Here is a 23,373-nt window from a genome sequence, read left to right as displayed (position 1 = left end):
ATTACAGGGATGCAGGAATGCCGCACCGGTGGCGCAGGCCACGGCGTGACGGGGAAAGGAAATTAACGGTCGGAAGGATTAACGGTGACGCTGCCGGTTCAGGCGTTTCATGCTTTCGATGGCGGCGGCGCGTTTCTGCCAGGCGTTCACGGTTTTACCCGCGCTTGCGCTGATGAGCCTGCCAGCCACCGTGGCGGCGGCCATGCCACCTCTGGCGGCCATCCGGGCACCGCCTTTTATACCGGGTCCGGCGAGATCGGCGGATTTGTTCGCCAGTCCGCCCAGGCCACTCATGGCTGCGCCCTGCAGTACCGCTTGTACGGCGGCTCCGCTGAGTGCGCTGGCGAGTTTTGCGGAGAACCAGACCACCACACCCGCCGCTGTCCCGGCCAGCAGGCACTGCGCCGCCAGCGTCACCATATTGGTTTCTGCGGATGTTTTTGCTGCGGTATCCAGTATTTTATTCAGGTAATTAATGGCGATACGGATGGATAAGGCGGAAAACATGATCGTCAGTATTGCCGCGAAAATCGTTTTCAGCCAGTTATCAAACATCGGTTTAAGAAAACCGTACAGCAGGCAGAAAATAAAGAGCGGCGCGGTGGTCGTCATTAACAGGATGGTGATTTCGGCGAGCAGGTTGGCAAAAGTGGCGGCCATCAGCAGGACAATCGCGCCGCCCCATACCAGCACCTCGGCAAGGCCGCCATTCAGTTTGACGTAAGTTGAGGTGTCCATATTAAATAACTTTTGCCCCAGCGCCTGTGCCTTTTCCCAGACGGTATCGAGCAGCGCCCAGATGTTATCATCGCCACTGATACCGTCTTTGAGTCCCTGGATTGCCGCTACCGCCATATCCAGCCAGCCATCAAGGTTTAACACAAAGGTGGTGATAAGCAGCATTCGCCCCACATCCCAGACGACATCTTCAACCGGGGTCCGGAGTTTGCCAGCCAGCGTCTGATAACCGCGATAGAGTATAAATAAGGTAAAAGAGCTGACAATGATGACGCTGATCATTGTGCCGTAAGTGGAAGACTGGCCTTCCAGTACGGCATTCAGTCCATCCATGATGTTTTTGTCCATACCAACAAAAATACCACCGGACATGGTGCCTCACCTGATATATAAAGAAAGGAAATAAAAAACAGGGAGAATTCCCTGTTTTGCTGGAGGAAAAATTACTGTGTCACAGCATTTCGTTTTTCAGCTTCCTGCTGAAATATCGCCTCAAATTTCTCCTTAACCCCGGGCTGGCCTTCCTGTGCAAACATAAGTGCTGCCCGGTGGGCAAATTCGCAGTTATCGCTTGCCTCGCCATCCTTCAGGCATTGCGTATAAACCGCATAAGTTTCGTCAGGATGCTGTTTATACCAGGCTTCGGATTTGGTTTCCTTGCAGCCGGAGAGCACGATAACGCCTGAGAGTGTGCATAAGGTGAATAAGGATCTGAGCACGGATAACCTCCTTATAAATTATTAAGGTCAGCAACAGGTGCCGTCAGCTGCTGCTGTTCAAAGGCTTTCTGTCTTTGCTGTTCCAGCAATGTCGTTCGCTGTTCAGCCTGTCTGACAGACATCTCCCACTGATTCGTCAGCGCATTTAACTGTACGCTTTTCGCCGCGATGGCGTTAGCCAGATCCTGAGACTCTTTCGAGTCCTGCGCATTCGATATACGGTCAGATAAGTCTGATATATCGCTGAGTGTGCTGTTGATCCTGTTTTCAATGTCAGTGGTATTCTCAATCGCCATTGCCTGATTGAGGATCATCTGTTTGCAACTGTCGGCCAGAGACTGAGATTTTATTCCTTCCTGTTCCGGGCTGCATACGCTGAACGATTTGTATTTACTGTAAAGGTTTTGCAGTTCAGAAGAATATGAACTGTTCTGCGTGGTCAGCAGATCATCCAGTGAAATACCGCTCTTACGGAGATTATCAATATCGGTTTTCAGGCTTCGGGCATCACTGAGAAAACCCTGAATATCCCGTACGCCGGTTGCGGTAGCCAGTTGTTTCTTATATGCATCAAGTTCACTTTTATAATGGGTAACCGTATCTTCCCATTGCTGTAGTTCCTGCATCCACTGGTTAATGGATTCGGTATTCTGCACGGCGTCGAAAACCGGTATTCCGGCGCTGAACGCCTGTGCTGAGAAAAATAACGATAATGCCAGAAGGTGATCCCGGTAACGCATTGATATTACCTCCGGTTGGCTTTCAGATTGCCCGGTCAAGAAACGTATCTTTCCATTCATCAGGTCGCATACCGTCCTGATAAATGGCATCGAATATTTTCAGGTTGTCCTCACTGCCGCTGAGAAGCCGGGTGAATTTACCCAGCCCGGACGGATCCATTTTCGCCATCGCCACAAACGGGCGGGTTTCCCCGGCCCGCAACGGGGTTTTCAGGATGACCATATAATGCTCGCCCGGATCCAGGTTCCTGACCGTGTCATAAACGCTGTCCGGCACTTTCATTTTCTCTACGTAATCCGCATGGCTGGCTTTCGGATTAGCGAGGAAAATCTGGGTACCGCACTGCTCAATAATCGCCGGGGCGATGGGGTGTTTGACGATTTCATCCGGTGACTGTGTTGCCGGAACGAAGATACCGTTCAGCTTGCGGATGACTTTCAGCATATTGAGCGAGAAGCGGGAAAATTCGACATCGGCCAGCCAGCGCCAGAACTCATCCATAAACATCACCAGGCGGCGACCGTCCAGAAGACTGGTCACACGGTACAGCAGGTAAAAGGTTATGGGGCCGCGAATATCGTCATCATCCAGAAATTCGGTGCCGTCGATACCAAAGTTATCGACATCGCTGATGGTGAATGTATCGGCCTCGTTATCAAACACCCAGCCGAACTCGCCCCCCTGCGCCCACTGTTTCAGGCGAATACGCAGCCCGTTGGTGCGGGCGTCTGTGGTCGGCGGCTCCGGCAGCACTTCCAGTAGCCGGGTGATCCCGAACCGGCGGTACTCCGGCGGATAGTCCAGCATGATGGTGTCAATGGCGGCACTGATCCGCTCCTCATCGCGCGGATCGAGCGGCTTACCGTTGCGGCGGCACAGCATCCGTACAAGCCGTTTGATAAAACTGATGTTCCGGCGGGTTGGCTCCAGCGCAAACGGGTTGAAGCCGGTGGGCTCGCCGGTACGGATACGGAAATAACGCCCGCCCGCCTGGCGGATCGCCATCTCCGCCGCACGGTCCTTATCGAAATACACCGTGGTCAGCCGTTTGAGGGTGGCAGAAGGCGCAAACGTCGCCGGGTTACGGTACTTCTGCATCAGTTGCTGCATGACGGTCATCAGCAGGGTTTTACCGGAGCCGGTTTTCCCGATAATCGCCGTATTCCCCGGCGTTTTCTCTCCGGTGTCATCCCGCCCGGCCTGGCTGTCATGCAGGTTGAGGTAATATCCGCCACCGCCGGGAGATGTAAGGAGGGCGATGGCTTCCCCCCACGGATTACCGCTGCGTTTGTGAGGATGGAAGTTATGCAGGCAGGCCATATCGGCAAAATTCTGGCTGCTGACGGCCACCAGTCGGGGACGCAGCGTATAGACGCCCGGCAGTTGTGCCAGATATGCGGCGGGCAGTGACAGGGTGGAGAGCGTCGTCATAATACCCAGATCGGCGAAGGGCTGGGCCAGAACGTTGGTGTCCTTCACCACCTGTCCGGCACTGTCTGAGGAGATCAGCAGGGAAAAGTGGAATTTACCGCACGACACATGTCCGGACTGGAGCAGGTCGCGCAGGACAATCAGCTCTTCGCGCTGGGAAGTCGCGTCGTCGTCCGTGGAGTTAAGCCGTTTTTCCGCCAGCCGGATATGATTCTGCGCCTCATCCCGTGCCATACAGGTAAAGGACTGCGTCAGAACATACTCGCTTTCGGCGTACAACAGTGCGTCCAGCATACCGGTATGGGTTTCCGGGGGATAATCCTTAATCTCCATGCTGCGGAAGAAGCGGGAACCGCTGACCGTCTGGCATTCACCGGTGTCGGTGGTGAAAAACACGTCCGGCGTGCTTAATGTTTCATAAAAGGGCGAGCGCGTTACGGCCACTTTCTGCCACTGTCCGGTGATCAGGCGGTGGAAGAACGCCAGTTGCGAGGAATACACCCGCCCGTTTTCTTCATATATCCCCAGCGGCGTTGCCGTATAACGGGATAATGAGGATTCCAGTGCTTCACGGTATTCCAGCATGATTTTGAGTGCGTCATCCAGTGCTGCCTGGTGTTTACCGTGCGACTGCGCTTTCATGGTTTTCTTCTCAATCTGAGAGAACGGCGCGTAGCAGACGGTGAAAAACAGCCGGTGCCGCCAGAACGGTTTTTCTTTTACCGACTCGTAATACCGACGTGTTACCTCATCGGAAAAGGGAATACCCGAACAGGCTTCAAAAACATCATGGTATTTTTCACGGAGCCGGTGAATATAGAATGTTACCGGCAGACCCTCATACGAACGAATAACGTTATTCAGGTGTGTAGCCATCAGGGTCAGGTGATGTTCGTCTTCACATTCAAAGACGGTACCGCCCAGCTCCCAGGTGGCAACAAAATCACGGTGACGGTTTCTGATGACGTAAGGGTGCATATGGGAGGAATACGGAATATATTTATCCAGCGTAATACGCTCGTTTAATTTCATTTTCTGAATAAACTCCGAGACATCAATATTATCGTACTGATTCGCCAGAAGGGCATTCGCGCCAAAATGGATATTGGTGAAAATTCGTCCACGGGTTTTAAACGCCAGCCAGAGCAGACTGAAATAATGAATGTCCTTTCGGGTTTTATTTTTCATTTCCGCCCAGGCCGGGATCAGCAGAAGCGCCAGGTAATAGCTGACATAGACCGCCAGCAGGACGATGGCCCCGCTGACGAGAACGAACGGCACCAGAGGAATACCCATAATGGCGGCAGGCCGCGTAAGTGCTTTATTCAGCGTAGCCATCGTTGCCTCTCTTATGACGCCCAGTAGGCACCGAAGCCGGATGCGCCGACAATCAGGATCGCGCCGATGATGACGTTACGCATGTCGTGCAGGCTTTTGCCGTCGAACAGCACCTTGTAGCCCACCCACATGGTCGCCAGCGTGATGGTGACGGCGGCCAGTCCCAGCAGGCCGGTCGAAGTATTGCTCAGTGTCTCACTGGCCTTGTTAAAACCACTGTCGGCCGCCAGCGCCGGGGCAGACAGCAGGACGGAAGCAACAGCGGAGTAACGGCGTTTACGCATGATCATTTCTCCTCATCAGGGATAACGGGAACCGCGCCGCGAATGACGGCGTCGGGATAGTGCAGACCAGTCAGAACTGGTGCAGCGGCAGGCTCGCCGCGCAGCACAATGGCGGGATAATGAACCGGCGTCGGCTCGTTCCGGTCAGGGACGCTCTGCCGGTCTTGCCGCGTGGACGGCACGGCATAGCCGATGCGCTGCACGTAGCTGGTCTGGTTAAAGGCGGATTCCGGTCGCTGGCCGGTTTCAAAGTTGCCGGAGTAGTAACAACTGAGTGCGCGTTTCAGGGTGCCACCGCGCCGGTAACAGTCGGCGAGAATGCGCTCAAATACCGACAGATTGATGCAAGGGTTAAGCAGGTCGCTGGCCGTGACGCCGTAATGGCGGAAATTGGTGCTGGTGATTTGCATCAGGCCGACCGAATAGCGTCGCTCCTGTGTCGCCAGCTGTCTGGTGAGGCGGATCGCCTCCGGCAGGCTCGTGGGGAAATGTGAAATCACGCCCCGGCTGTCTGGCAGGATTTCAGCAATGGCGTAAGGATGAAAACCAGATTCGACCCGTGCGACATCAAGCGATGTGGACGAGGGAATACTGGCGGCGCACTGCACCGCCAGTGCCAGAAAGGCAGTAGTGGAAAGCATGCTGGCCTCGTAACAGAGAGACAGGCGGCTTATAGAAAAGTACGCCGCCGGTGGAGAAGAAGAGAAAATGGATTAAGCGGCAGCGGCATCCTGTGAAATGTCACTTTCTTCTCTCGGTTCGAGCAGCACCAGCCTGCCGGAAACCGCAATACCGGGTATCAGCACGATATTCAGACCGGGCTTGCCGTTATGCGCGAAGGCCACGCCAACCTTTGTCCAGTACGTGTTTTTTTCACCCTGTGCATCGGGCTGACTTTCCTGGGTGACAAATACGTGATAAACGGGTTTTCTCATGGAATTTCCTTTGTTCAAAAAACAGTAAATGAAATAAACCAATCACATCCCGGTTCTGCATTCCGGTTTTAACGGGTCAGCGAGAACATTCAGCGGCACCCTGAATTGTGGTTACGTGACAGCCCGAACCATTCTGTTAAAGAGCAATACCCGGCCCGGGCGAATTAACGTCCATCAGGGCAACCATGCGGTAATGGCGCTTTCAGATTCGGATATCTGGCGCGGGATATGAATGAGAAACTCAAAACAAAAAGAAGAGAGAAAAATAAACGGAGCATTTAAGATGCAGCGAGAAAAATGGGGAAGGAAAAACACGCCAGAGCGGTATTAATATTCACCGGGAATAATAAAGACGTGCAGGGATATAATATCTCCACACGTCTTTGTTACCCTGTCAGCGGTTGAGGCGTTCAAGTTTTTCCTGACATTCCGTACAGGTGGTTACACCCGGCAGTGCTTGCCGTCGCTTTTCTGGAATGGGTTTACCACATAAACGACAGTGGAATAATGATGGCGCTGGCCCTGGTTTGAAACGACTCTGTTCAATCATCTCATCCAGTCGCTGTTCATTAAATTCCTGATCGCGGTCGATCTCATCCGGCATGTGACGTCCTCCTGTCAGCGGCAACTCCCTTTTGACAAAGCGTGATACGCCTCCATACCATGGTGAGTGACAGCCCCTGAAATCTTGGTAGTAGGACTTCAGTTACCTGCATCATGGCTATCAGCGCGTTGGGGGATTCAAGGTTTTCCACCCGGCACTTCTGCCATTGCAGCCAGATAGCCGCATCCGTCTCTTCATCCGGTTCAGGCGTTCGGCCATACGGCACGCTTACACCCAGCAACCGTCGGCGAAGGCAGACTTCATTTGATGTCAGGCCAAAATAGTGGTTGAGCAACGAGATAGAGCCACCCAGGCGGATAGCACGGTTAATCTCCTGTTGATGGTGGTATTCCTGGCGGGCCTGCGCCAGTAAATGATGCAGAACATCATGGCGGACACTGACCGAAACAAAGGGAGCTGCCGCCCGGCTGACCGTAAACAGTTCATCGAGTGATAACTGATTAAGAGCATTCATTTCGTCGAAAGTAAATCCGAGGGATTCACAGTGACGAATATTGCCTTCTTTCAGAGCGTGCAATGCATCAGTTAAGATGGTGTAATTAATTAATGGAATCATTCTGTTATCTCCTCAATCTATATGGAAAAGTTGAGCAAATAAACGGACATTTTTAACTGATCTAACGTCCGGCTAACTTAAGGTTGATCCATTCATCAATTTCCGATTCGAGCCAGGCCACACTGGCCGGGCCAATTTTTATTGAACGTGGGAACGAACCATTTTTCATATACAAGTAAATTTGAGAGCGTTTCAAACCGGTTTTTTCTTCGACCTGTTTTAAACGTAATAACTGATGTGATGTCATTGTATTCTCCTATTGTGGAATGACTGGTGCATGTCCAGAGAAAATAAAAGAACACAGCAGTAAGCTTAGGAAAAGCCGATAGCACCTTATTACTAATGGGAAGATCCTTAGTACGGTTTTTTAGTGAATAAATAATACGTTATTAGTTGTATAAGGATGTGGAGAAGGATAGTTGTGCTGCTGTGTAGTTTTCAGCGTTTCGCTGCTGCAATGGTGTCATGGCTTAGCGTGATAATGAGGACAATAAAAAGATGCGGTTAAATACATTCATTGTGAATTTCAGTCAGGGGGGCGTTACCACTCTGGCGGTAATGCGCTATGAAGCATCGCCATAGAAGTATTCTGTGTGGTCGAAACATATATGCTCAACTACTTCCTTAACACAATGCTGAATTGATTGTGCTTCCCGATCATGTATAGACCGATCCAACAGATATAATACCGTCCTTTGATTCTTGTTATCGTTAAGGCGCTGAGGCAATATAGTCCTGGCTGGAGGTTCCATGCGATAAAGATTCTGTAGTGTGATCCCCCGCACAGGGAGACGGATATGGCAGCTCTATGACTCACCTCTGGTTTCTTGGAAAACCTGATGTCGCTAAATATCGGTTAAGTGTGCGCTTGTTTTCCGTTCGGCAAAATAGTGTGCGGGTGTACTGCCCATGGTTTTTTTGAACATGGTGATAAACGCATTAACCGATTCATACCCCAGATTAGCTGCAACATTCTGAACCGAAACGCCGCTAGCCAGTTCCCGGAGAGCAATTATCAGTTGCAGTTGCTGACGCCAGCGTCCGAACGTCAACCCGGTTTCGCGCAGCATTAAACGCGCGAGAGAACGCTCGCTAAGCGCCAGTCTTTTTGCCCATGCTTTGAATGTGCTTCGGTCATCAGGTTGACTGACCAGAGCATCGGCCATGGCGCGGATTTTAGGATGCGACGACACAGGGAGGCTCAGTTTCTGCTGAGGCATGGTGGCTAATTCATCGAGTGTTACTCTGGTCAGTCTGGCGGGATGGCTTTCCGGTGGATATTCGACGCCCTCGCGGGTTAAACGGGCAACAAGTTCTTTAATCAGACTGGAAATTGCCAGAGTACAGCATCGCTCCGGCAGCGCGACAGCTCCAGGCTCGATAAAAAGATAGTTGAGATGCGCATTCCAGGTAGCTTTGGCGCTGTGCGGCACTCCCCCAGGGATCCAGACGGCACAATCAGGCGGCACGATCCAGATATCATTTTCGGCGCGACAAATGACCGCCCCATAGAGGGCAATAATCAATTGCCCTTTGCGGTGCGTATGCACAGGCACTTCGGCTGCGTAATCGACAAAATCCAAATGACGCGCGACTGCGGGGCAGGGGGTGGCATCCGGATCAAATAGCGTATTGGCGAGTGGGGGTAACATAGATTGGCAACATTTAGGTATTTTTTGACAGAATAGAGTATTTAAGTGGATATGCAAGCCGGTAATAATTTCCGGCATGAAAAAAATTAACGCGAGTTACTTTCATTTTATACACACGATATGCCAACGTCTTCGCGGTATGGCTTCTCCTTCACTACTGAATGATGCGAACGCTCTGCTCTATTCCGCGAAGAGTTTTGCCGCAGCGATGCTCGCATACTACATTGCACTTTCAATTGGCCTGGAGCGGCCTTCCTGGGCAATTATCACCGTGTATATTGTTTCCCAAACCTCCGTCGGAGCGTCGCTGAGCAGAAGTCTGTATCGTCTGGTGGGAACGGTAGTCGGAGCGGGCATAACGGTATTGATTGTACCTGCTTTTGTGAATATGCCTTTATTTTTCAGTGTGATACTGACGGGGTGGATCACCTTCTGCCTCTATTTATCCTTGCTGGAACGCACGCCCCGCGCCTATGGTTTTGTCCTGGCTGGTTACACTGCGAGTCTGATTGGCTTCCCTGCGGTATCCGATCCTAGTGCGATTTTTAACATCGCTATTGTTCGGGTACAGGAAATCATGATCGGTATCTTCTGCGCGGCACTTATTCATCGCTATGTATTGCCCGCGCGCATAACGGGCCAGTTCAACAGTAAATTGTCGCAGACGCTGCTCTCGGCGCGACAGCGTGTCGCAGATACTTTAGCAGGCAAACCCGACGCTGTTTCCGGGCCGCTGCATATGGCACTGGCATTACAGTTCCTGCAGGGTATCAGCCATCATATCCCTTATGATTTTGCGTACTCTGTACCGGTCCGGCAAGCGAGAAAAAGGCTTCATGATCGGCTTGCGCGATTAGTCATTGTTAACTGTGAGTTACGCGACCGTTTAGCTCTGATAGCGACGATACCTGTAGATGTGCAAATTCTGCTGGGTGATGTTGAGGTCTGGCTGGCCTGCAAAGATGAAGGAAAATTCAAAAGTGAGGCTGAAGCGCTCAAAAAAAGGAGTGAAAAATTACTACAGCGCTATTCAGTGTATGAGCTGACGTTTGAAGAAGCGCTGCGTGTAAGTTTTATGCGCTACCTGTTAGAGGCCATTGTCCTTGTGCAGCAGTGCTATCGTCTTTCGGATGCCATTCATCACGCGAAACAGACGCCTGCGCACTCGGAAAAGAATACCGTGAAAGGATATGTATTCCACCGCGATCCTCTTACTGCTGCCCGCACCGCACTGGGCGCTTTCGCCATCATTATGAGCGGCTGTCTGGTGTGGATTTTCTCGGCATGGCCTGATGGTGGTACGGCGGTTTCTATCCTTGGCGTTTGTTGCACATTGTTTGGCAGCTTCGATACGCCTGCCCCGCATATTGTTAAGTACATTATCGGCTCCTTCTGGGGCGTTGTGATAAGCCTGATCTACAGCTTCGTTCTACTACCACAAGTCAGTGATTTTATCGTGCTGGTAACGGTTTTAGCTCCGGTATATCTGCTGGCCGGATCGCTCCAGGCCAGACCGCCTACCACGTTTATGGCTATGGGGATCACACTGACGCTGCCTATTTTGTGCGAGCTGGGTGCCCACTACAGCGGGGATTTTGCCGTGGCGGTGAATACCTCTATCGCACTATTTTCTGCTACTGGTTTTGCAGTGCTCGGCATGAGCCTACTGCAAACTGTGCAGGCTGATTCGGCGATAAAACGGCTGCTTCAATTATGCCAGCGAGATATTAACCGCAGCGTGGAAGGTAAGCTGAATACAGACGAAACCCTCTGGACCAACCTTATGATCGATCGGGCAGCGTTGATACTGCCGCGATTGCAGCGCAGTGGACAGTCACCGGAACGGGCACATCATTTGTTGTACGCCATGCGTATAGGGCTGTGTGTTATGCGATTACGCCGATGTGATGCGCATGCGAACAAAGAAATAAAAGAAGTGCTCACTCTTCTTACACACTCGACAGATATTGACACCTTACTTCAACGGATCGCCAGTCTGACTGAGCGCAGCTTGAGCGTAACAGATGAACTATCGCGGCATTATGTTGATCAACTGGTTGATCTTTACTGCGCATTAAGCGTTCAGAAAATGGAGCCTGCTAATGATCAATGATTTCAATATTGAGGGCGTTTTTGTACCCGGTCTGCTGGTAATTGCCCTCGTTGCACTGACCTGTACACTATTTCTCGTACATCTTTTCTCTTTCAGCAAGGGTTACCGCCGCTTGCCCTTTAGACCGATGATCGATTTTTCCGTCTTCATTATTACTTTTTACCTGCTGCTGCAGGGGCTGACCGAACTGGGATTTTTTAAATGAAATCGTTACTTTCTTTACTGGGCCGCTACGTGCTGACGTTCAGCGCTGTGGCGGTGGCTACGCTTTTGGCTTTTATTCTCTGGAAACATTATGCGCAAACCCCTTGGACCCGCGATGGTCGGGTTCGTGCGGATGTGGTACAGATTGCGCCGAATGTCTCCGGACCGTTGCTGAATGTGTCCGTCCGCGATAATCAGTGGGTTAATCGGGGCGATGTGCTCTATTCCATCGACCCGCACTGGTTGAGGTTGGCAGTGGACAGCGCACAGGCAGATGTTGAGGCGAAACGTCATGAAATGCTGATGCGCCAGGATGCGGCGAGGCGACGCTCTCAGATTAAAGGGGTGATTTCCAGCGAGGATTTACAACAAACAGCCAGCGCAGCCAGCGTCGCTGCGGCTAATTACCACGGTGCACTGGCTGCGCTGGACCTTGCAGAGCTTAACTTATCGCATGCTATTGTTCGGTCTCCGGTTACGGGCTATGTCACACATTTGCGGCTTCGCCCTGGTGACTATGCCACAGCGGGAGAAACTAAAGTTTCCATCATTGATGCCAATAGTTTTTGGGTGGTTGGCTATTTTGAAGAGACTAAGTTGCAACATATCCGCACGGGAAATACTGCACACATTACGCTGATGGGATTTAAGCCAGTGATCACGGGTCATGTTGAGAGTATCGGACGCGGAATAGATGATAACAATGACGAGACCGGGGGGCTTGGCCTGCCTAATGTCGAGCCAACCTTTAGCTGGGTGCGGCTCGCGCAGCGTATCCCGGTTCGGATTCATATTGACAGATTGCCGGAGGGAGTTGAATTGGTGGCTGGATTGTCTGCGAGTATATCCATCACACCATAATAAAAAGTATGGTTTCTATTGAGGATTTATGCAGAACTTAGGGATTGTCAGCTCTTGATCTATATGCCTGATGAAAATTTATTTCTGGTAGAGTAATTCTAAGGTTTCGGTTATGAAAAACAGAAAAGATTTTGTAAATGACTTAATTATCTGGATAAACAAAAATATAGAGATGCCACTAAAAATTGATGATGTGGCTATCAGGTCCGGATATTCAAAATGGCATTTGCAGAGACTGTTTTTTTCTGAAACAGGGCAGAGCCTGGGAGGTTTTATCAGAGAGAAAAAATTATGTCTTATTTTAGAGGCTGTTATCACAACAAATGAACCTTTGATAAACATCGCGATGCGATTTGGCTTTGACTCTCAGCAATCATTAACCAGGGCATTTCGGAAAAGGTATAATGTCCCACCGCACCGGTGTAGAAAAAATGCCGTAAATATTAAAAGTAAGTCTTCTAGGGAGCAAGGTAATTACTCGTATCATAAGGATGAGTTTTTAAATCTTTAGTAATTATCTGGGTTATGGACGGGTTCATCTAATAATCATGGCCTTAGTACCTCAGTTATAGATTTGTTGAACGAAATGAAATCACTCATTTATTTCATTGTAAATGAATCTAAGTCTTTCTGTGCAATGTATGTTTTCGTGTTTTTGCATGTGTAATGTATTGGTGAGTAAATTTTGGATGCATTAATTGGAATATAATTACAAACCCATGTGTGTATTTAATGGCTGGATAAATTAAGGTTAATCTATTTTGCGCATTTTGGATTCGATCGAACCTATGCAGGTCGGCTAAATCCTCCTTGAATAAGGAGTGGCTTTTATGTATGTGTGGGGTTGTGAGCATTTAAGTACTGTTTTGTTTTTACATTTCTAATGCTTGGTAATTGATGATGTGTATTTATACCCGTAATGCAGAAATATAATATCCCTTGAGGTGACAAGGAAAAAAGAGTCAAAAAAACTAATTATGTCCGTATTACTGATTTTAGAGCCCTTAATACGGACATTTGGGTTTGGTAAAATTCACTTGCGTCAATCCGACATTGATGTGGGGGAACCGCGTACGAGTGCAGTTTTTAACGTATCACCACTGAGTCTGTCGGTAATGCCTTCGTCAGATGCCCATTGTTCGAAAATAGATAGTAGTTTGTACGGTTTACTAATTAATGGACGGATGACTTCATTGTTTTTACAGGCCAGCCAGAAAAAACGAGATAGTGGTGTTGATATTCGCGTTGCAGATAATGGGGGCACTCTGCTATTGGTTATGATGTCAATGACTTTATCAAGTTCAGCATGTCGAATAACAAACCAGGCATCCCGAGGTAAAATATGAGCCGGGAAATACTCTTTCCTCAGGTAGTTATTTATCTTCTTTGAGAATATCTCTTCATGTACATCTGGTGAGATGTTTTTAGGGAGTTGCATAATTTTTTGTATTATTCTTTCTTCCCATGTCATTTTATCGAATAGTTGAAATGGTTCTCCTTGTAAGCTAACTGTTATGCCATGATTAAAATCAATAGCTCCTGTTACAGGTAATGGTATTTTAAGAGATTGGGCAAGTAATTTTTGTACTAGAACATATTCATATCCAATCAATAGAGTGTCAATAACTCTCTCTGTGGGAATGATATATTTGCCAGTAGTGCTAACAATAAAATTATGTCCTTCAATAAACGCTTTTTTGTCAAGAAGGCATAAACGATTTATTGATGACATATCAGATGGTCTGAACCTTACTTTGTAGCCCGACCTCTGTATTTTTCGTAATGTAATTGGCGACTGAAAGTAAATAGAGAGATGAATGCTGCCATGTAATGCATGCCTGTAAATATCACTTTTTTTTTATTTTCAGTCCTTTTTTATTTATCACTTCGACTGCTTCACGGATAGTCAGCCAGTCAGGCGAACTATAGTTTGTATTTGATAGTGTTTGTTTTTTTGACATAGTGGTTTGCCTCTATTTCTATTTTTTAAAAAAAACACCATGAATTTTCCGGTGAAATAAATTTCATGGTGCGGGATCTATTGCGTTATAATATTTGGATTATATTAACGCGGGGGCTTCTTAGCGTTTCAGTCCCCCATGTCCGGCCTCATATTTCGCAGTGATTGAAAAGAAGAACAAATATCAGGTTAAACTAATTCAATCCTCAAACATTATTTAAGTTGAATGGAAGACATTACATAAATCTGTCTGCTCCGCCTGATGCTTCAATTGTCTGTCCAGTAACAAACTGATTCCTCCCAGAAAGTAGGAACGCAGCAATTGCAGCAATATCTTCAGGAAGTCCAAAGCGGCCCACAGGCGTTTTCTCTTTACCCAGTAATGCCATTACCTCTTCGTCTGTTCTGTCAACCAGTTCAGGACGACGATTGCGAACATTCGGTAGCATGTTCTGCGCCCAGTTATCCGTCGCGACAGCACCCACTCCGATCGCATTGACCAGAATGCCATCCGGAGCCACGCTAAGTGCTAAACTACGGGTCAGGTTGTTGATAGCGGCGCTCAGTGCGTGTGAGACGGTAAGTTGCGGATTAGGGTAGATACCGCCAATGGATGAGATATTGACAATACGCCCCCAGTTTCGTCTCTGCATCCCGGGGATGATTACCTTACAAAAACGTCGCATGGCGGATAATTTGGTCTCAGTCATTATCTGCCAGTCTTCTTCCGAAGTGGTTAACAGCGTGCCCGCATGGGCTCTTCCGGCATTGTTAACCAGTAAATCAATACGCTGAAAAACCTTTTCCGCTTGTTCAACCACTAAAGAAGGTAGTTTGGGATCAGTCACATCCCCGGCAACAGGCAGCACCGAAACACCGTATTTCTCTGAAATTTTTTTCGCAGCCAGAATCAGCTCAGGTTCTCGTCTGGCCACCATGACTAAATGCACACCATTCATGGCCAGTTCTTCACAAATGCTGAAACCAATTCCGGTTCGGGCTCCGGTTACCAGAGCCACTTTTCCAGTCAGTTTTAAATCCATTTGCTGCTCCTCAAGTTAAGCACAGTTAATAACATGAGCAGTATTAGTAACAAATCTCTTTTTCAGGAGCTTGTGCATCAGAATTCAGACGTCTGAAAAAAGCGGTCAAAGAGTTGGGATTTCCGTCTGCTTATACTCCAGACGATATTGAGTTTAGAGCCAGGAGTGGTCAATGCGAACGGACAATCATGAGCTTTCTTCTGCCAGGATTCTTATGCTGGCGATTATTTGCTGTATTGTTGTAGCTAATATTTATTTTAATCAATCTGTCCTGAATTTAATTGCCGGATCCTTTCCCAATGAATGGGGGGCTGTTTCTTTGATCCCCATGGGCACCCAGTTAGGCTATGCGGTGGGCTTATTCTTTCTGATCCCACTGGGCGATTATATTGAACGTCAGCGGCTTATCCTGCGTCAAGCGCAGGTGCTTTTCCTGGCACTGATCGGCATGATGTTATCGCCAACGGCGACAGTGTTGGTGTTCTTCTCCTTCCTTACCGGGATGGCTGCAACAGTAGCCCAACAGATAGTGCCGCTTGCCGCCTCGCTCTCCAGAACTTCTGCACGAGGTAAAACCGTGGGTACGGTGATGAGCGGTGTCCTGGCAGGTATCCTTGCTGGCCGGGCTATCGGAGGCCTTATTGGTCAGTATTTCGGCTGGCGCGGTGTCTTTTTGTCCGGCGCGATCATGACATTGCTGGCTATATTTTTCATCTTGCGCATTTTGCCTGCTCAGTCGTTGCCAACGCCAAAGTTTAACTATCTGGCGGTATTACGTTCATTAGGACAGCTGTGGAAAAGCGAGCCGCAGGTGCGTGGTGCAACTCTTACACAAGCAATGCTGTTTGCCTCCTTCAGCGTGCTGTGGACCGTGCTCCCTTTCTGGTTAGCTCATCGCTACGATTACGGTGCAGGGATAACCGGCACCCTGGCTGCTTTGGGGTTAATCGGTATTCTGTGTGCGCCTCTGGCGGGAAGTTTCAGCGATCGTCAGGGACCATTCCGAATGGTTGTTTTTGGTGTGATACTCATGCTGCTAGCCTGGACTGTTTTTTGGAGATGGAACAGTATTGTGGGTATGGTGGTGGGCATTCTACTACTGGATGCGGGTGAGCAATGTGTACTGATAGCTAATCAGCACACGATTTATTCTTTGCGTCCGGATGCCAGAAACCGTCTTAATACATTATTTATGTGCGTTATGTTTATTGGCGGAGCATGTGGCTCACTGACTGCCACCTGGTTATGGGAGACAACTCATAGCTGGGCGCTGATTTCTTCAGCAGGGGGCGGACTCGTGATCATGGGGATGTTGATAGCCGTAAGACGTAAATATTCAGGCCCCTATTCGGGCACATAACGCAATAGCACTTCTTACATCCGTCGCATTGTCTGAGTCATCAACATCATTTAAAGCGTCCTGTATCAATTGTTTAGCAGCCCATTTTTCCCCGGCTTCAGCCTGCAATGTCGCCAATGAATAAGCAATACGGAGGGCCCAGCCATAAGCCTGTTGCTGGCGCGCTTTGTCCAGGGCCTGCTCCAACAGCAGGCGTTGCTTCTGAGGAGGTAATTGAGTGGCAGAAAGACGCATCAGCTCAGGCGTGCACCAGTTTTCATGATCCTGGCGGGTGGCTCTCAGTGATACCCCGGTATCAATTTCTGACAACAAGGGGGAATATTGCCAGTCTAATCCCATCGCCCGCAACGAGCTAAATAGTGTGGTTTGACTAACATCGGTATGACTGAACTGTTTAGCCCAAACAAGAAACAGCTCGCCGTATGTCTTCCAGAAATATAAATCATGCCTTTTTGCCAGATGAATAAGCCAGTTTGCGGCCTTTATAACCCAACGCGGATTACGATCCAGTGCTGCTGTCATACAAGCGCCTTCAGCCAGTGCACAGCAAAGAGAACAGACATGCTGCAAACGAGCGGCTTTTTTAACACCGCGCCATGCCATCTGTTTCGCGGCCTTATACTCACCCTGTAACCAGAGTAAACGAGACAGAAAGGCCTGACCGGCGCTCTCTTGATCAAGACCAAAACGGAAAGAGTGGCTTAATTCACCATGTTCATACCAATCAAGAGATTGTTGGAGATAATCACGCCCGACATCATGACGGCCCAAAAAATGCAGGGATACACCGAGAATACGCAGCCCGGTTGCCATCGCCTCCTCGTCGGTAATGGACCGTGCTAGCTCGCACATAGATTGCGCATGCTCAAGCGCTTTATCCAACTCGCCAGTACGCAGATAATACAACCATAATCCGTAATGTGCCTGTAAACGTATTTCTTTGTCGTCGAGCTTTTCTGCAATTGTCAGCGCGGTTTTCCAGGCTGAATGTGTTTCAGGCGTAGGGCCTTTTGCCCAGGTTGACGCCTTACCTGCTACAGCGCTGAGATTCATTCTCTGGCGTAGCGTTAATACTACCTGCGAAGTATTTTCATAAAGCAGAGGATAAATATGGCGCTGACATTCATCGTATAGTGAATATTCAATCCAAAAAGGGGTCATAGCTTGTAAGATCTCAAGCCCTTTAGAGGGATCAGCTCTCTCAATCAACGTTTGCTGTAATACACTCCGCAAATCATTAAGTATATGGCTATAACGTTCACGCCATTGTCCTGTTGGCAGCATAAACCAATCATCTTGTGCCTCTTTTACCAGAACTTTATAATAGTCGGCAAAACGGGCCTCAAGAACAGTATATTCACCCTGTTGCCTGAGTTTATCGCATGCGAACTGGCGCATGGTTTCCAGCAGGCGGAAACGGGTCTCTGGTACCTGAGTACTGACCTGAATCAGGGATAAAGACAGCAATCTTTGCAGATCGTCAACAACCTGCCAGCGATGCTTGTCTTTAATCAGCAGAAGGTCGCTTACTGATTTCACACTGAACATATCGGTATAGATCCCCAGAGAGCAAAATAATCGTTGTTCACGTGTGTTGAGCAACTGATAAGTCCACTCCAGCGCGGTCAGTATTTTCTGATGTCTGGGCTCCAGAGATCTGTGCGTATTGCTCAATAGCTGGAAACGGTCTTCCAGTCGGTTATAGATCTCTTTGACACTCATGACTGGCAGACGGGAGGCCGCAAGTTCAATCGCCAGCGGCAGACCGTCAAGATGACGGCATAACTCGCCAATCAAAGACAGTTCGCTGGCTGATGGATGGTAATTATGTCGATTGGCCTGCCCGCGTTCGATAAAGAGGCGGACACTGGAAAAAGTTAGTAACTCGTGGGTATCAGCCTCTTCGCTCTCAGGAACTTGTAATGGTGGTAGTAGATATTGTTGCTCGCCGGCAACCTGCAACGCTACCTGGCTGGTCAACAACAGTTTGATATGGGGAGCCAGGTGCAGGAGCAACGTAATCACTGGTTCAAGTTCATTAATTACATGTTCACAGTTATCAATCAGCAGTAAACATCGACGCCGTGCAAGCTGTTGCCGTAAATCGGCATCATTATGAATGGCAGCTAATGGAAGATGGAGCGCTTGTGAAATAACGGATAGCAAGCTGGATGCTTCGGTGATATGAGCCAGTTCAGCCACACATATTCCATCAGGAAAATGCGTGTGTGTAAGACTGACGACTTCCCATGCCAGACGAGTCTTACCCACGCCCCCTGAGCCTGTAATCGTCACCAGACGGTATTGATCCAATAAGGCGCATAATTCCTGCACAGCTTTATCACGCCCCAGAATCGACGCTAGAAAAGGGGTAATAGCGGGCTCAGGTATTTTTGATTTAGAGAGCGGTTCAGTTGGCGAATTGTTGATATTAAAGCGATAACCACAACCAAATTCAGTAACCAGTAGATGGCGGTCATGTCCCAGTATGCGGCGTATAGCTGAAATTTGTGCCTGAAGATTATTTTCTTCGACGATTTCATTTCCCCACACTTGCGTAAGTAAAGATTCTTTATTTACCGCTTTACCTCTGGCACTCACCAGAACAACCAGAACATCAAAAGCTCTGGCAGAAATTCTTACTGGCTTACCCCGATGTAACAGAATCCTTAGCTGTGGCCAGATTTGCCAGTCAGCAAAGTGAATCTCATCAATTGATATCATAGTGTTGAGATCTTCTGTTTTGAGCATCACGAACTCTCGCTATGGAGTAAGCCATTTCTAACGAAAGCGGTTATCAGAATCAGGCTACATGTTGAATGTGTTGCACCGGAGTATCACTATTCAATACCACTTTTACCGTTAATGATTATAAAGCCAATAGTGCTATGTGGCATAGCTTTGCGATCAAACTGGTGATGAAAACTGAACTATCTATGCCAGCCATATCCCATCAGGCATGGCTGGAAAAGCACTCACATGGATAATCATTCGACTAGGGATTAACCTTCAAATAACAGCGTGTGTCCGAACATTTAAATAATGGTGGTACGGGATGCCAATACCAGAACTGATGGCGGTTTATACAGTCTTATCTCAATGGCGCTAACAGCCACAGACAGAGGAAGCGGACTTGATACCTGTACCATAAACAGAGTATATCGACGAACGATCCACGCTGACAATGAGACGACGATTGGCATCCAACGAAGCGATCAAAGGCTAATTATTGCGATGCCGGTCAGCACCACCACTGCACCGGCAATCCGGCGTGCCAGATGATTTTCACGAAACAGCCAGTACGAAAGAAGAGAGCCGACAATAATGGATGTTTCCCTGAGAGGAGCGACGAGTGCCAGTGGCATGCTCTGCATGGCTGTCAGTACAAGGATGTAGGCAAGGGGAGAGCATACAGCAATGATAAGGATTGGGATGATATCCACACGTACAGCAGTTGGAATGCGATTTCGTCGCCGCATCGCACCAGGGGTAAGAATCAGACTCTGTAGCAGGAGTGTGCTGGCGTAGTAGCTCACTGGATCCAGGTGCAGAGAGATTACCGAATAACCGTCCCAGAGTGTATAGCCAGCGATGGCGGTGCCTGTCGCTGCCCCCCAAAGCATTCCCTGTAGCGGCCGGCTTCCGCTCCTGAACGGATTGCCGGTGACAACGAAAATACCAGCGATAACGATAAAGGCGCCGAGTAAAGCGCCTGGTGAAAGCCGTTCTCCCATGAGAAGGGTTGCAAACAGTATCGTCAGAACTGGTCCACTTCCTCGGGCAATCGGATAAACAACACCCAGTTCGGCGCGCTCGTAGCCAGCCTGCAAGATTAGAGAATAAGCGATATGAAGTGCAGACGAGATAACTGCGCCGACAGCGAGTCTCCAGTCGAGCTCCTGTTGTCCCTCAACTATCAGAATGAGGCTGAACGGGACCCACAGCAATGCTGAGGCACAGCTGTACGCCCAGACGAACACAAGAGTGTCTTCCCTCTTGTATTTTGAGGCTATATTCCATACTGCATGGGCTACCGCAGCAGTAAGAATCATTGCTACCGTGCTGAACTGCATCAGGACATATCGGGCAAATCAATACCCGCCCGTTCAGCCCGGCGACTTTGTTCTTTATCCCGCAGAGTGAGAGCAGCGACCAGCGTATCAATAACGACGAGCTGGGCCAGTCGACTCCCGGCAGCGGCCATCTGTGCCGGGAGTGGCATTCCGCCAACAACGAGCGAAACGTTGGCGAGTGTCGCCAGTGGGGTATCGTACTGGTTAGTTATTGCAATAAGCGATGCTCCTGCCGAGGATGCTGCATCAGCGATGGAGAGTGTGGATGATGTGCGCCCTGTTGAACTGACGACGATGATGACGTCGCCTGGACCGAGTAGACGAGCAGCAATCATCGCTGATAAATAATCCTGGATACTGACGGTTATCACACCCGCCGTCCGCAAACGAAAGACCGCATCAGCGGCAACCGTCGCAGAGGGACCAGCACCAAATGCAAATACCTGGCGTGCGCTCTGGATTAAATCGACCGCCTCATCAAGGGCGGAGATTTCGATAGCACCGCTGAGCGCAGTCAGTGCGTCTACACCAGCACGAATTGATGTTTCCAGCACTGATGCCAGCGTCGCATCCGCTGTAAGAACTTCAGGCGGGGCAAAGAATTGGGCAGTGCCACGAGCCCGGGCAATCTCTATCTTAAGTTCAGTGAACCCGGTGAACCCGATCGCTCGTGCAGCGCGTATTACTGTCGGCGGTGATACACCAGCACGGGTGGCAACCTGTGCTGCCGTGCTTGTACCGACAAATAAAGGATCGACAAGCAGGAGGTCGACAACTTTAGCCTCACTTGCAGCGAGGTCGCCGCTTCGGGCGTGAATGCTGCCAAGCCATTGCTGTAACCGCTGCTCACCTTCTGAAATTCTATTACCAATTTCTTTATTCATATGTAATATATTACATGTCCTTTGGGAAGGGCACAACCACCACGTAATTAGATTCTGTTGCAAGGAGTCCGCATTCATGAACACTGAAATCAATACAGTTGTTGCTGTTTTAGGTCCAGGTGCCATCGGCACAACAGTCGCGGCGGCGTTACACGAAGTCGACCGCACACCATTGCTGTGTGGACGTACTCCCCGCGATCACCTGACCTTGCAAGATGGCGACCGCTTTATCACCGTACCCGGTCCGGTACAGACGAATCCGGCACAAATCACTCGCACGGTTGATCTTATCTTTCTGGCAGTCAAGTCCACACAAATCGACGCGGCAGCAGAATGGCTCAGGGCGTTGACTGGCCCGGAGACGGTTGTATGCGTGCTCCAGAACGGGGTCGAACAGTTGGACAGGCTCGCTACGTACTCTCTGCCCGGACAGAGCGTTCCCGCTGTCGTGTGGTTCCCTGCGCAAGCGCAGTCCGATGGCTCGGTACGCTTGCGTGGTGAGGCGCGCCTCAGCGTGCCAGACGCACCAGCTTCCCGTGTAGTGGCCGCAGCGCTGCAAGGCACGTGGTGCTCCGTAGATCTGGCCGCGAATTTCAGCTCCCTGGCCTGGCGCAAGCTGATGCAGAATGCGGTGGCTGGACTCATGGCACTCACGCACCGCCGCTCAGGCATGTTTGGCCGTGCTGATATCGCCAGGCTTACGCTGGCTTATCTGCAGGAATGCCTGGCCGTGGCACGTGCAGAGGGCGCTGAACTCGGAGACGAAGTGCCGCAGGAGATCCTCGATAAGTTCCGGGCGGCTCCTGCAGACATGAGCACCTCCATCCTCACGGATCGAGAAGCTGGCCGACCGCTTGAATGGGATATCCGCAACGGCGTCATTGCGCGTCGCGGCCGGGTTCACAGCATTCCAACGCCGATCAGCGACATCCTGGTGCCGCTTCTTGCGGCTGCGAGCGATGGCCCTGGTTGATCCTAAAGCCGATGATTGCACTCTTACTTCTCTTCTTCGTCGCTCTCGGTGCCGGAGTACTCAGCGGTGTCGTCGGCACTGGCTCGTCGTTAATCATGCTGCCCGTCCTCGTCGCCACGTACGGGCCACGGATTGCTGTGCCTGTTATGGCGATCGCCTCCCTTTTCGGCAACATCGGACGGGTGATTGTCTGGTGGCATGAGATTCGTTGGCGACCGGTGTTTGCCTATTCGTTGGCGGGAGTTCCTGCGGCTGTTCTCGGGGCGCACACGTTACTTACGATTTCTCCTGGCACAGTGGAGGTATTCCTGGCAGCTTTCTTCCTTGCGATGATCCCGCTGCGCCGTCTCATCAGACGATCGAACCTCCACTTGAATCTCTGGCACATGAGTTTTGCCGGGGCGATTGTCGGGTTTCTGACAGGATTCGTGCTGTCCACCGGGCCGCTCAGCGTGCCGGTATTTACCGGGTACGGAATGAGTGGAGGCGTATTTTTGGGATCAGAGGCGGCAAGCGCAATCCTGCTCTACGCTGGCAAGCTAGCTACGTTCGGTATATCGGGCGCACTCGCGCAGCCTGTCCTCACATATGGACTTGCCATCGGCATCGCATTGTTCGTCGGTTCGATGATTGCGAAACGTCTCGTCCAGAAACTCCAGACGCATACGTTCGAGCTTCTCATTGATGCCATTCTCGTCGCTGGGGCAGTAGGGATGATCCTTGCTCTCAAATGAAATGGCACGCCAGGGCTGACGGCGCAAGCGTGTTGTTATTGTGTAACAGCTTTCTACAGGCAGCGACGGGTCGGGGTGGAGGGGTTGGCAAGCCATCAGAAATGAATAAAGCCGTACCAGGGTATGCTGGTACAGCTTTTTGTTATTGT

22 protein-coding genes and 1 pseudogene are annotated in these 23,373 nt (G+C 49.9%); 7 read left to right on the top strand and 16 right to left on the bottom strand.

Translation table 11 applies throughout. The features are described 5' to 3' along the window. Positions 1-78: 78 nt before the first annotated feature. The 11 genes from ACGS9J_RS04075 to ACGS9J_RS04025 form a co-directional block, all read right to left on the bottom strand. Positions 79-1,110 (bottom strand): type IV secretion system protein, encoded by a 1,032-nt coding sequence (locus ACGS9J_RS04075; protein WP_259820498.1) that lies wholly within the window; start codon positions 1,108-1,110, stop codon positions 79-81. Between the two features lie 71 nt (positions 1,111-1,181). Beyond that, positions 1,182-1,457, bottom strand: coding sequence for an EexN family lipoprotein (locus ACGS9J_RS04070; RefSeq protein WP_061553916.1), 276 nt, complete (start codon positions 1,455-1,457; stop codon positions 1,182-1,184). 11 nt (positions 1,458-1,468) lie between these two features. Continuing rightward, on the bottom strand, positions 1,469-2,197 hold the full coding sequence (locus ACGS9J_RS04065) for a type IV secretion system protein (RefSeq protein ID WP_097734733.1): 729 nt from the start codon (positions 2,195-2,197) through the stop codon (positions 1,469-1,471). 22 nt (positions 2,198-2,219) lie between these two features. Continuing rightward, on the bottom strand, positions 2,220-4,967 hold the full coding sequence (locus tag ACGS9J_RS04060; protein ID WP_259820501.1) for a VirB3 family type IV secretion system protein: 2,748 nt from the start codon (positions 4,965-4,967) through the stop codon (positions 2,220-2,222). A gap of 11 nt (positions 4,968-4,978) precedes the next feature. Then, positions 4,979-5,257, bottom strand: coding sequence for a TrbC/VirB2 family protein (locus ACGS9J_RS04055; RefSeq protein ID WP_049156896.1), 279 nt, complete (start codon positions 5,255-5,257; stop codon positions 4,979-4,981). Continuing rightward, positions 5,254-5,892, bottom strand: coding sequence for a lytic transglycosylase domain-containing protein (locus ACGS9J_RS04050; RefSeq protein WP_181630806.1), 639 nt, complete (start codon positions 5,890-5,892; stop codon positions 5,254-5,256). Before ACGS9J_RS04050 ends, ACGS9J_RS04055 begins: the two co-directional genes overlap by 4 nt. A gap of 72 nt (positions 5,893-5,964) precedes the next feature. Next, complete coding sequence (locus ACGS9J_RS04045; RefSeq protein WP_061553920.1) at positions 5,965-6,186, bottom strand: hypothetical protein; 222 nt, start codon at positions 6,184-6,186, stop codon at positions 5,965-5,967. 394 nt (positions 6,187-6,580) lie between these two features. Continuing rightward, positions 6,581-6,790, bottom strand: a complete 210-nt coding sequence (locus ACGS9J_RS04040) for a TraR/DksA family transcriptional regulator (RefSeq protein WP_061553921.1) — start codon at positions 6,788-6,790, stop codon at positions 6,581-6,583. After that, complete coding sequence (locus ACGS9J_RS04035) at positions 6,780-7,367, bottom strand: DUF2857 domain-containing protein (protein WP_097734731.1); 588 nt, start codon at positions 7,365-7,367, stop codon at positions 6,780-6,782. The genes ACGS9J_RS04040 and ACGS9J_RS04035 overlap by 11 nt, the downstream gene beginning before the upstream one ends. A 61-nt stretch (positions 7,368-7,428) precedes the next feature. Further along, the gene (locus tag ACGS9J_RS04030; RefSeq protein ID WP_032936812.1) at positions 7,429-7,614 is read right to left on the bottom strand and encodes an AlpA family transcriptional regulator; all 186 of its coding nucleotides are present in this window, start codon (positions 7,612-7,614) and stop codon (positions 7,429-7,431) included. Positions 7,615-8,212: 598 nt separating this feature from the next. Then, a complete protein-coding gene (locus ACGS9J_RS04025; protein WP_048211281.1) occupies positions 8,213-9,019 on the bottom strand; it encodes an AraC family transcriptional regulator in 807 nt (268 codons plus the stop codon). 76 nt (positions 9,020-9,095) lie between these two features. Here ACGS9J_RS04025 and ACGS9J_RS04020 point away from each other — a divergent pair, with 76 nt between their 5' ends. From ACGS9J_RS04020 to ACGS9J_RS04005, 4 genes are all read left to right on the top strand, one after another. Further along, a complete protein-coding gene (locus tag ACGS9J_RS04020) occupies positions 9,096-11,132 on the top strand; it encodes an FUSC family protein (protein WP_442229766.1) in 2,037 nt (678 codons plus the stop codon). After that, entirely contained in the window at positions 11,122-11,337 is a 216-nt protein-coding gene (locus tag ACGS9J_RS04015; RefSeq protein WP_048822680.1) for a DUF1656 domain-containing protein, read from the top strand. Before ACGS9J_RS04020 ends, ACGS9J_RS04015 begins: the two co-directional genes overlap by 11 nt. Beyond that, positions 11,334-12,197 (top strand): efflux RND transporter periplasmic adaptor subunit, encoded by an 864-nt coding sequence (locus tag ACGS9J_RS04010; RefSeq protein ID WP_061553925.1) that lies wholly within the window; start codon positions 11,334-11,336, stop codon positions 12,195-12,197. Before ACGS9J_RS04015 ends, ACGS9J_RS04010 begins: the two co-directional genes overlap by 4 nt. 112 nt (positions 12,198-12,309) lie before the next feature. Beyond that, positions 12,310-12,708, top strand: coding sequence for a helix-turn-helix domain-containing protein (locus ACGS9J_RS04005; protein WP_099064594.1), 399 nt, complete (start codon positions 12,310-12,312; stop codon positions 12,706-12,708). Positions 12,709-13,239: 531 nt separating this feature from the next. Here the strand turns inward: ACGS9J_RS04005 and ACGS9J_RS04000 are convergent. After that, positions 13,240-14,158 (bottom strand): annotated as a pseudogene (locus ACGS9J_RS04000) (hypothetical protein). Between the two features lie 235 nt (positions 14,159-14,393). Beyond that, the gene (locus ACGS9J_RS03995; protein WP_057630164.1) at positions 14,394-15,200 is read right to left on the bottom strand and encodes an SDR family NAD(P)-dependent oxidoreductase; all 807 of its coding nucleotides are present in this window, start codon (positions 15,198-15,200) and stop codon (positions 14,394-14,396) included. Between the two features lie 172 nt (positions 15,201-15,372). Between ACGS9J_RS03995 and ACGS9J_RS03990 the strand changes: the two genes are divergently transcribed. After that, positions 15,373-16,560, top strand: coding sequence for an MFS transporter (locus ACGS9J_RS03990; RefSeq protein WP_099064592.1), 1,188 nt, complete (start codon positions 15,373-15,375; stop codon positions 16,558-16,560). Here the strand turns inward: ACGS9J_RS03990 and ACGS9J_RS03985 are convergent. The 3 genes from ACGS9J_RS03985 to ACGS9J_RS03975 all read right to left on the bottom strand — a co-directional run bounded on the left by ACGS9J_RS03985 (position 16,537) and on the right by ACGS9J_RS03975 (position 21,517). Beyond that, positions 16,537-19,311, bottom strand: coding sequence for a winged helix-turn-helix domain-containing protein (locus ACGS9J_RS03985; RefSeq protein WP_099064591.1), 2,775 nt, complete (start codon positions 19,309-19,311; stop codon positions 16,537-16,539). The two genes, ACGS9J_RS03990 and ACGS9J_RS03985, sit on opposite strands and share 24 nt — an antisense overlap. 464 nt (positions 19,312-19,775) lie before the next feature. Then, on the bottom strand, positions 19,776-20,633 hold the full coding sequence (locus ACGS9J_RS03980; protein ID WP_049133237.1) for a DMT family transporter: 858 nt from the start codon (positions 20,631-20,633) through the stop codon (positions 19,776-19,778). Then, positions 20,633-21,517: a MurR/RpiR family transcriptional regulator gene (locus ACGS9J_RS03975; RefSeq protein WP_049133234.1), complete on the bottom strand. Its 885-nt coding sequence runs from the start codon at positions 21,515-21,517 to the stop codon at positions 20,633-20,635. Before ACGS9J_RS03975 ends, ACGS9J_RS03980 begins: the two co-directional genes overlap by 1 nt. A gap of 76 nt (positions 21,518-21,593) precedes the next feature. On the opposite strand from ACGS9J_RS03975, the gene ACGS9J_RS03970 reads away from it, so the two are divergent. Further along, the gene (locus ACGS9J_RS03970; protein ID WP_057630161.1) at positions 21,594-22,490 is read left to right on the top strand and encodes an oxidoreductase; all 897 of its coding nucleotides are present in this window, start codon (positions 21,594-21,596) and stop codon (positions 22,488-22,490) included. Between the two features lie 11 nt (positions 22,491-22,501). Beyond that, positions 22,502-23,224, top strand: coding sequence for a sulfite exporter TauE/SafE family protein (locus tag ACGS9J_RS03965; protein WP_442229765.1), 723 nt, complete (start codon positions 22,502-22,504; stop codon positions 23,222-23,224). Positions 23,225-23,373: the final 149 nt, after the last annotated feature.

The organism is Serratia quinivorans (assembly GCF_052113645.1).
In the GTDB taxonomy this organism is placed as follows: Bacteria; Pseudomonadota; Gammaproteobacteria; order Enterobacterales; family Enterobacteriaceae; genus Serratia; species Serratia quinivorans_B.
The sequence above is the reverse complement of the archived record's forward strand: the minus strand, read 5'-3'. Positions and strand labels throughout refer to the sequence as shown.

Coding starts and splice junctions, on each gene's coding strand:
- ACGS9J_RS04075 (WP_259820498.1), bottom strand. CDS start 1,110: ATGTCCGGTGGTATTTTTGTTGGTATGGACAAAAACATCATGGATGGA.
- ACGS9J_RS04065 (WP_097734733.1), bottom strand. CDS start 2,197: ATGCGTTACCGGGATCACCTTCTGGCATTATCGTTATTTTTCTCAGCA.
- ACGS9J_RS04060 (WP_259820501.1), bottom strand. CDS start 4,967: ATGGCTACGCTGAATAAAGCACTTACGCGGCCTGCCGCCATTATGGGT.
- ACGS9J_RS04055 (WP_049156896.1), bottom strand. CDS start 5,257: ATGATCATGCGTAAACGCCGTTACTCCGCTGTTGCTTCCGTCCTGCTG.
- ACGS9J_RS04050 (WP_181630806.1), bottom strand. CDS start 5,892: ATGCTTTCCACTACTGCCTTTCTGGCACTGGCGGTGCAGTGCGCCGCC.
- ACGS9J_RS04045 (WP_061553920.1), bottom strand. CDS start 6,186: ATGAGAAAACCCGTTTATCACGTATTTGTCACCCAGGAAAGTCAGCCC.
- ACGS9J_RS04040 (WP_061553921.1), bottom strand. CDS start 6,790: ATGCCGGATGAGATCGACCGCGATCAGGAATTTAATGAACAGCGACTG.
- ACGS9J_RS04035 (WP_097734731.1), bottom strand. CDS start 7,367: ATGATTCCATTAATTAATTACACCATCTTAACTGATGCATTGCACGCT.
- ACGS9J_RS04030 (WP_032936812.1), bottom strand. CDS start 7,614: ATGACATCACATCAGTTATTACGTTTAAAACAGGTCGAAGAAAAAACC.
- ACGS9J_RS04025 (WP_048211281.1), bottom strand. CDS start 9,019: ATGTTACCCCCACTCGCCAATACGCTATTTGATCCGGATGCCACCCCC.
- ACGS9J_RS04020 (WP_442229766.1), top strand. CDS start 9,096: ATGAAAAAAATTAACGCGAGTTACTTTCATTTTATACACACGATATGC.
- ACGS9J_RS04015 (WP_048822680.1), top strand. CDS start 11,122: ATGATCAATGATTTCAATATTGAGGGCGTTTTTGTACCCGGTCTGCTG.
- ACGS9J_RS04010 (WP_061553925.1), top strand. CDS start 11,334: ATGAAATCGTTACTTTCTTTACTGGGCCGCTACGTGCTGACGTTCAGC.
- ACGS9J_RS04005 (WP_099064594.1), top strand. CDS start 12,310: ATGAAAAACAGAAAAGATTTTGTAAATGACTTAATTATCTGGATAAAC.
- ACGS9J_RS03995 (WP_057630164.1), bottom strand. CDS start 15,200: ATGGATTTAAAACTGACTGGAAAAGTGGCTCTGGTAACCGGAGCCCGA.
- ACGS9J_RS03990 (WP_099064592.1), top strand. CDS start 15,373: ATGCGAACGGACAATCATGAGCTTTCTTCTGCCAGGATTCTTATGCTG.
- ACGS9J_RS03985 (WP_099064591.1), bottom strand. CDS start 19,311: ATGCTCAAAACAGAAGATCTCAACACTATGATATCAATTGATGAGATT.
- ACGS9J_RS03980 (WP_049133237.1), bottom strand. CDS start 20,633: ATGCAGTTCAGCACGGTAGCAATGATTCTTACTGCTGCGGTAGCCCAT.
- ACGS9J_RS03975 (WP_049133234.1), bottom strand. CDS start 21,517: ATGAATAAAGAAATTGGTAATAGAATTTCAGAAGGTGAGCAGCGGTTA.
- ACGS9J_RS03970 (WP_057630161.1), top strand. CDS start 21,594: ATGAACACTGAAATCAATACAGTTGTTGCTGTTTTAGGTCCAGGTGCC.
- ACGS9J_RS03965 (WP_442229765.1), top strand. CDS start 22,502: ATGATTGCACTCTTACTTCTCTTCTTCGTCGCTCTCGGTGCCGGAGTA.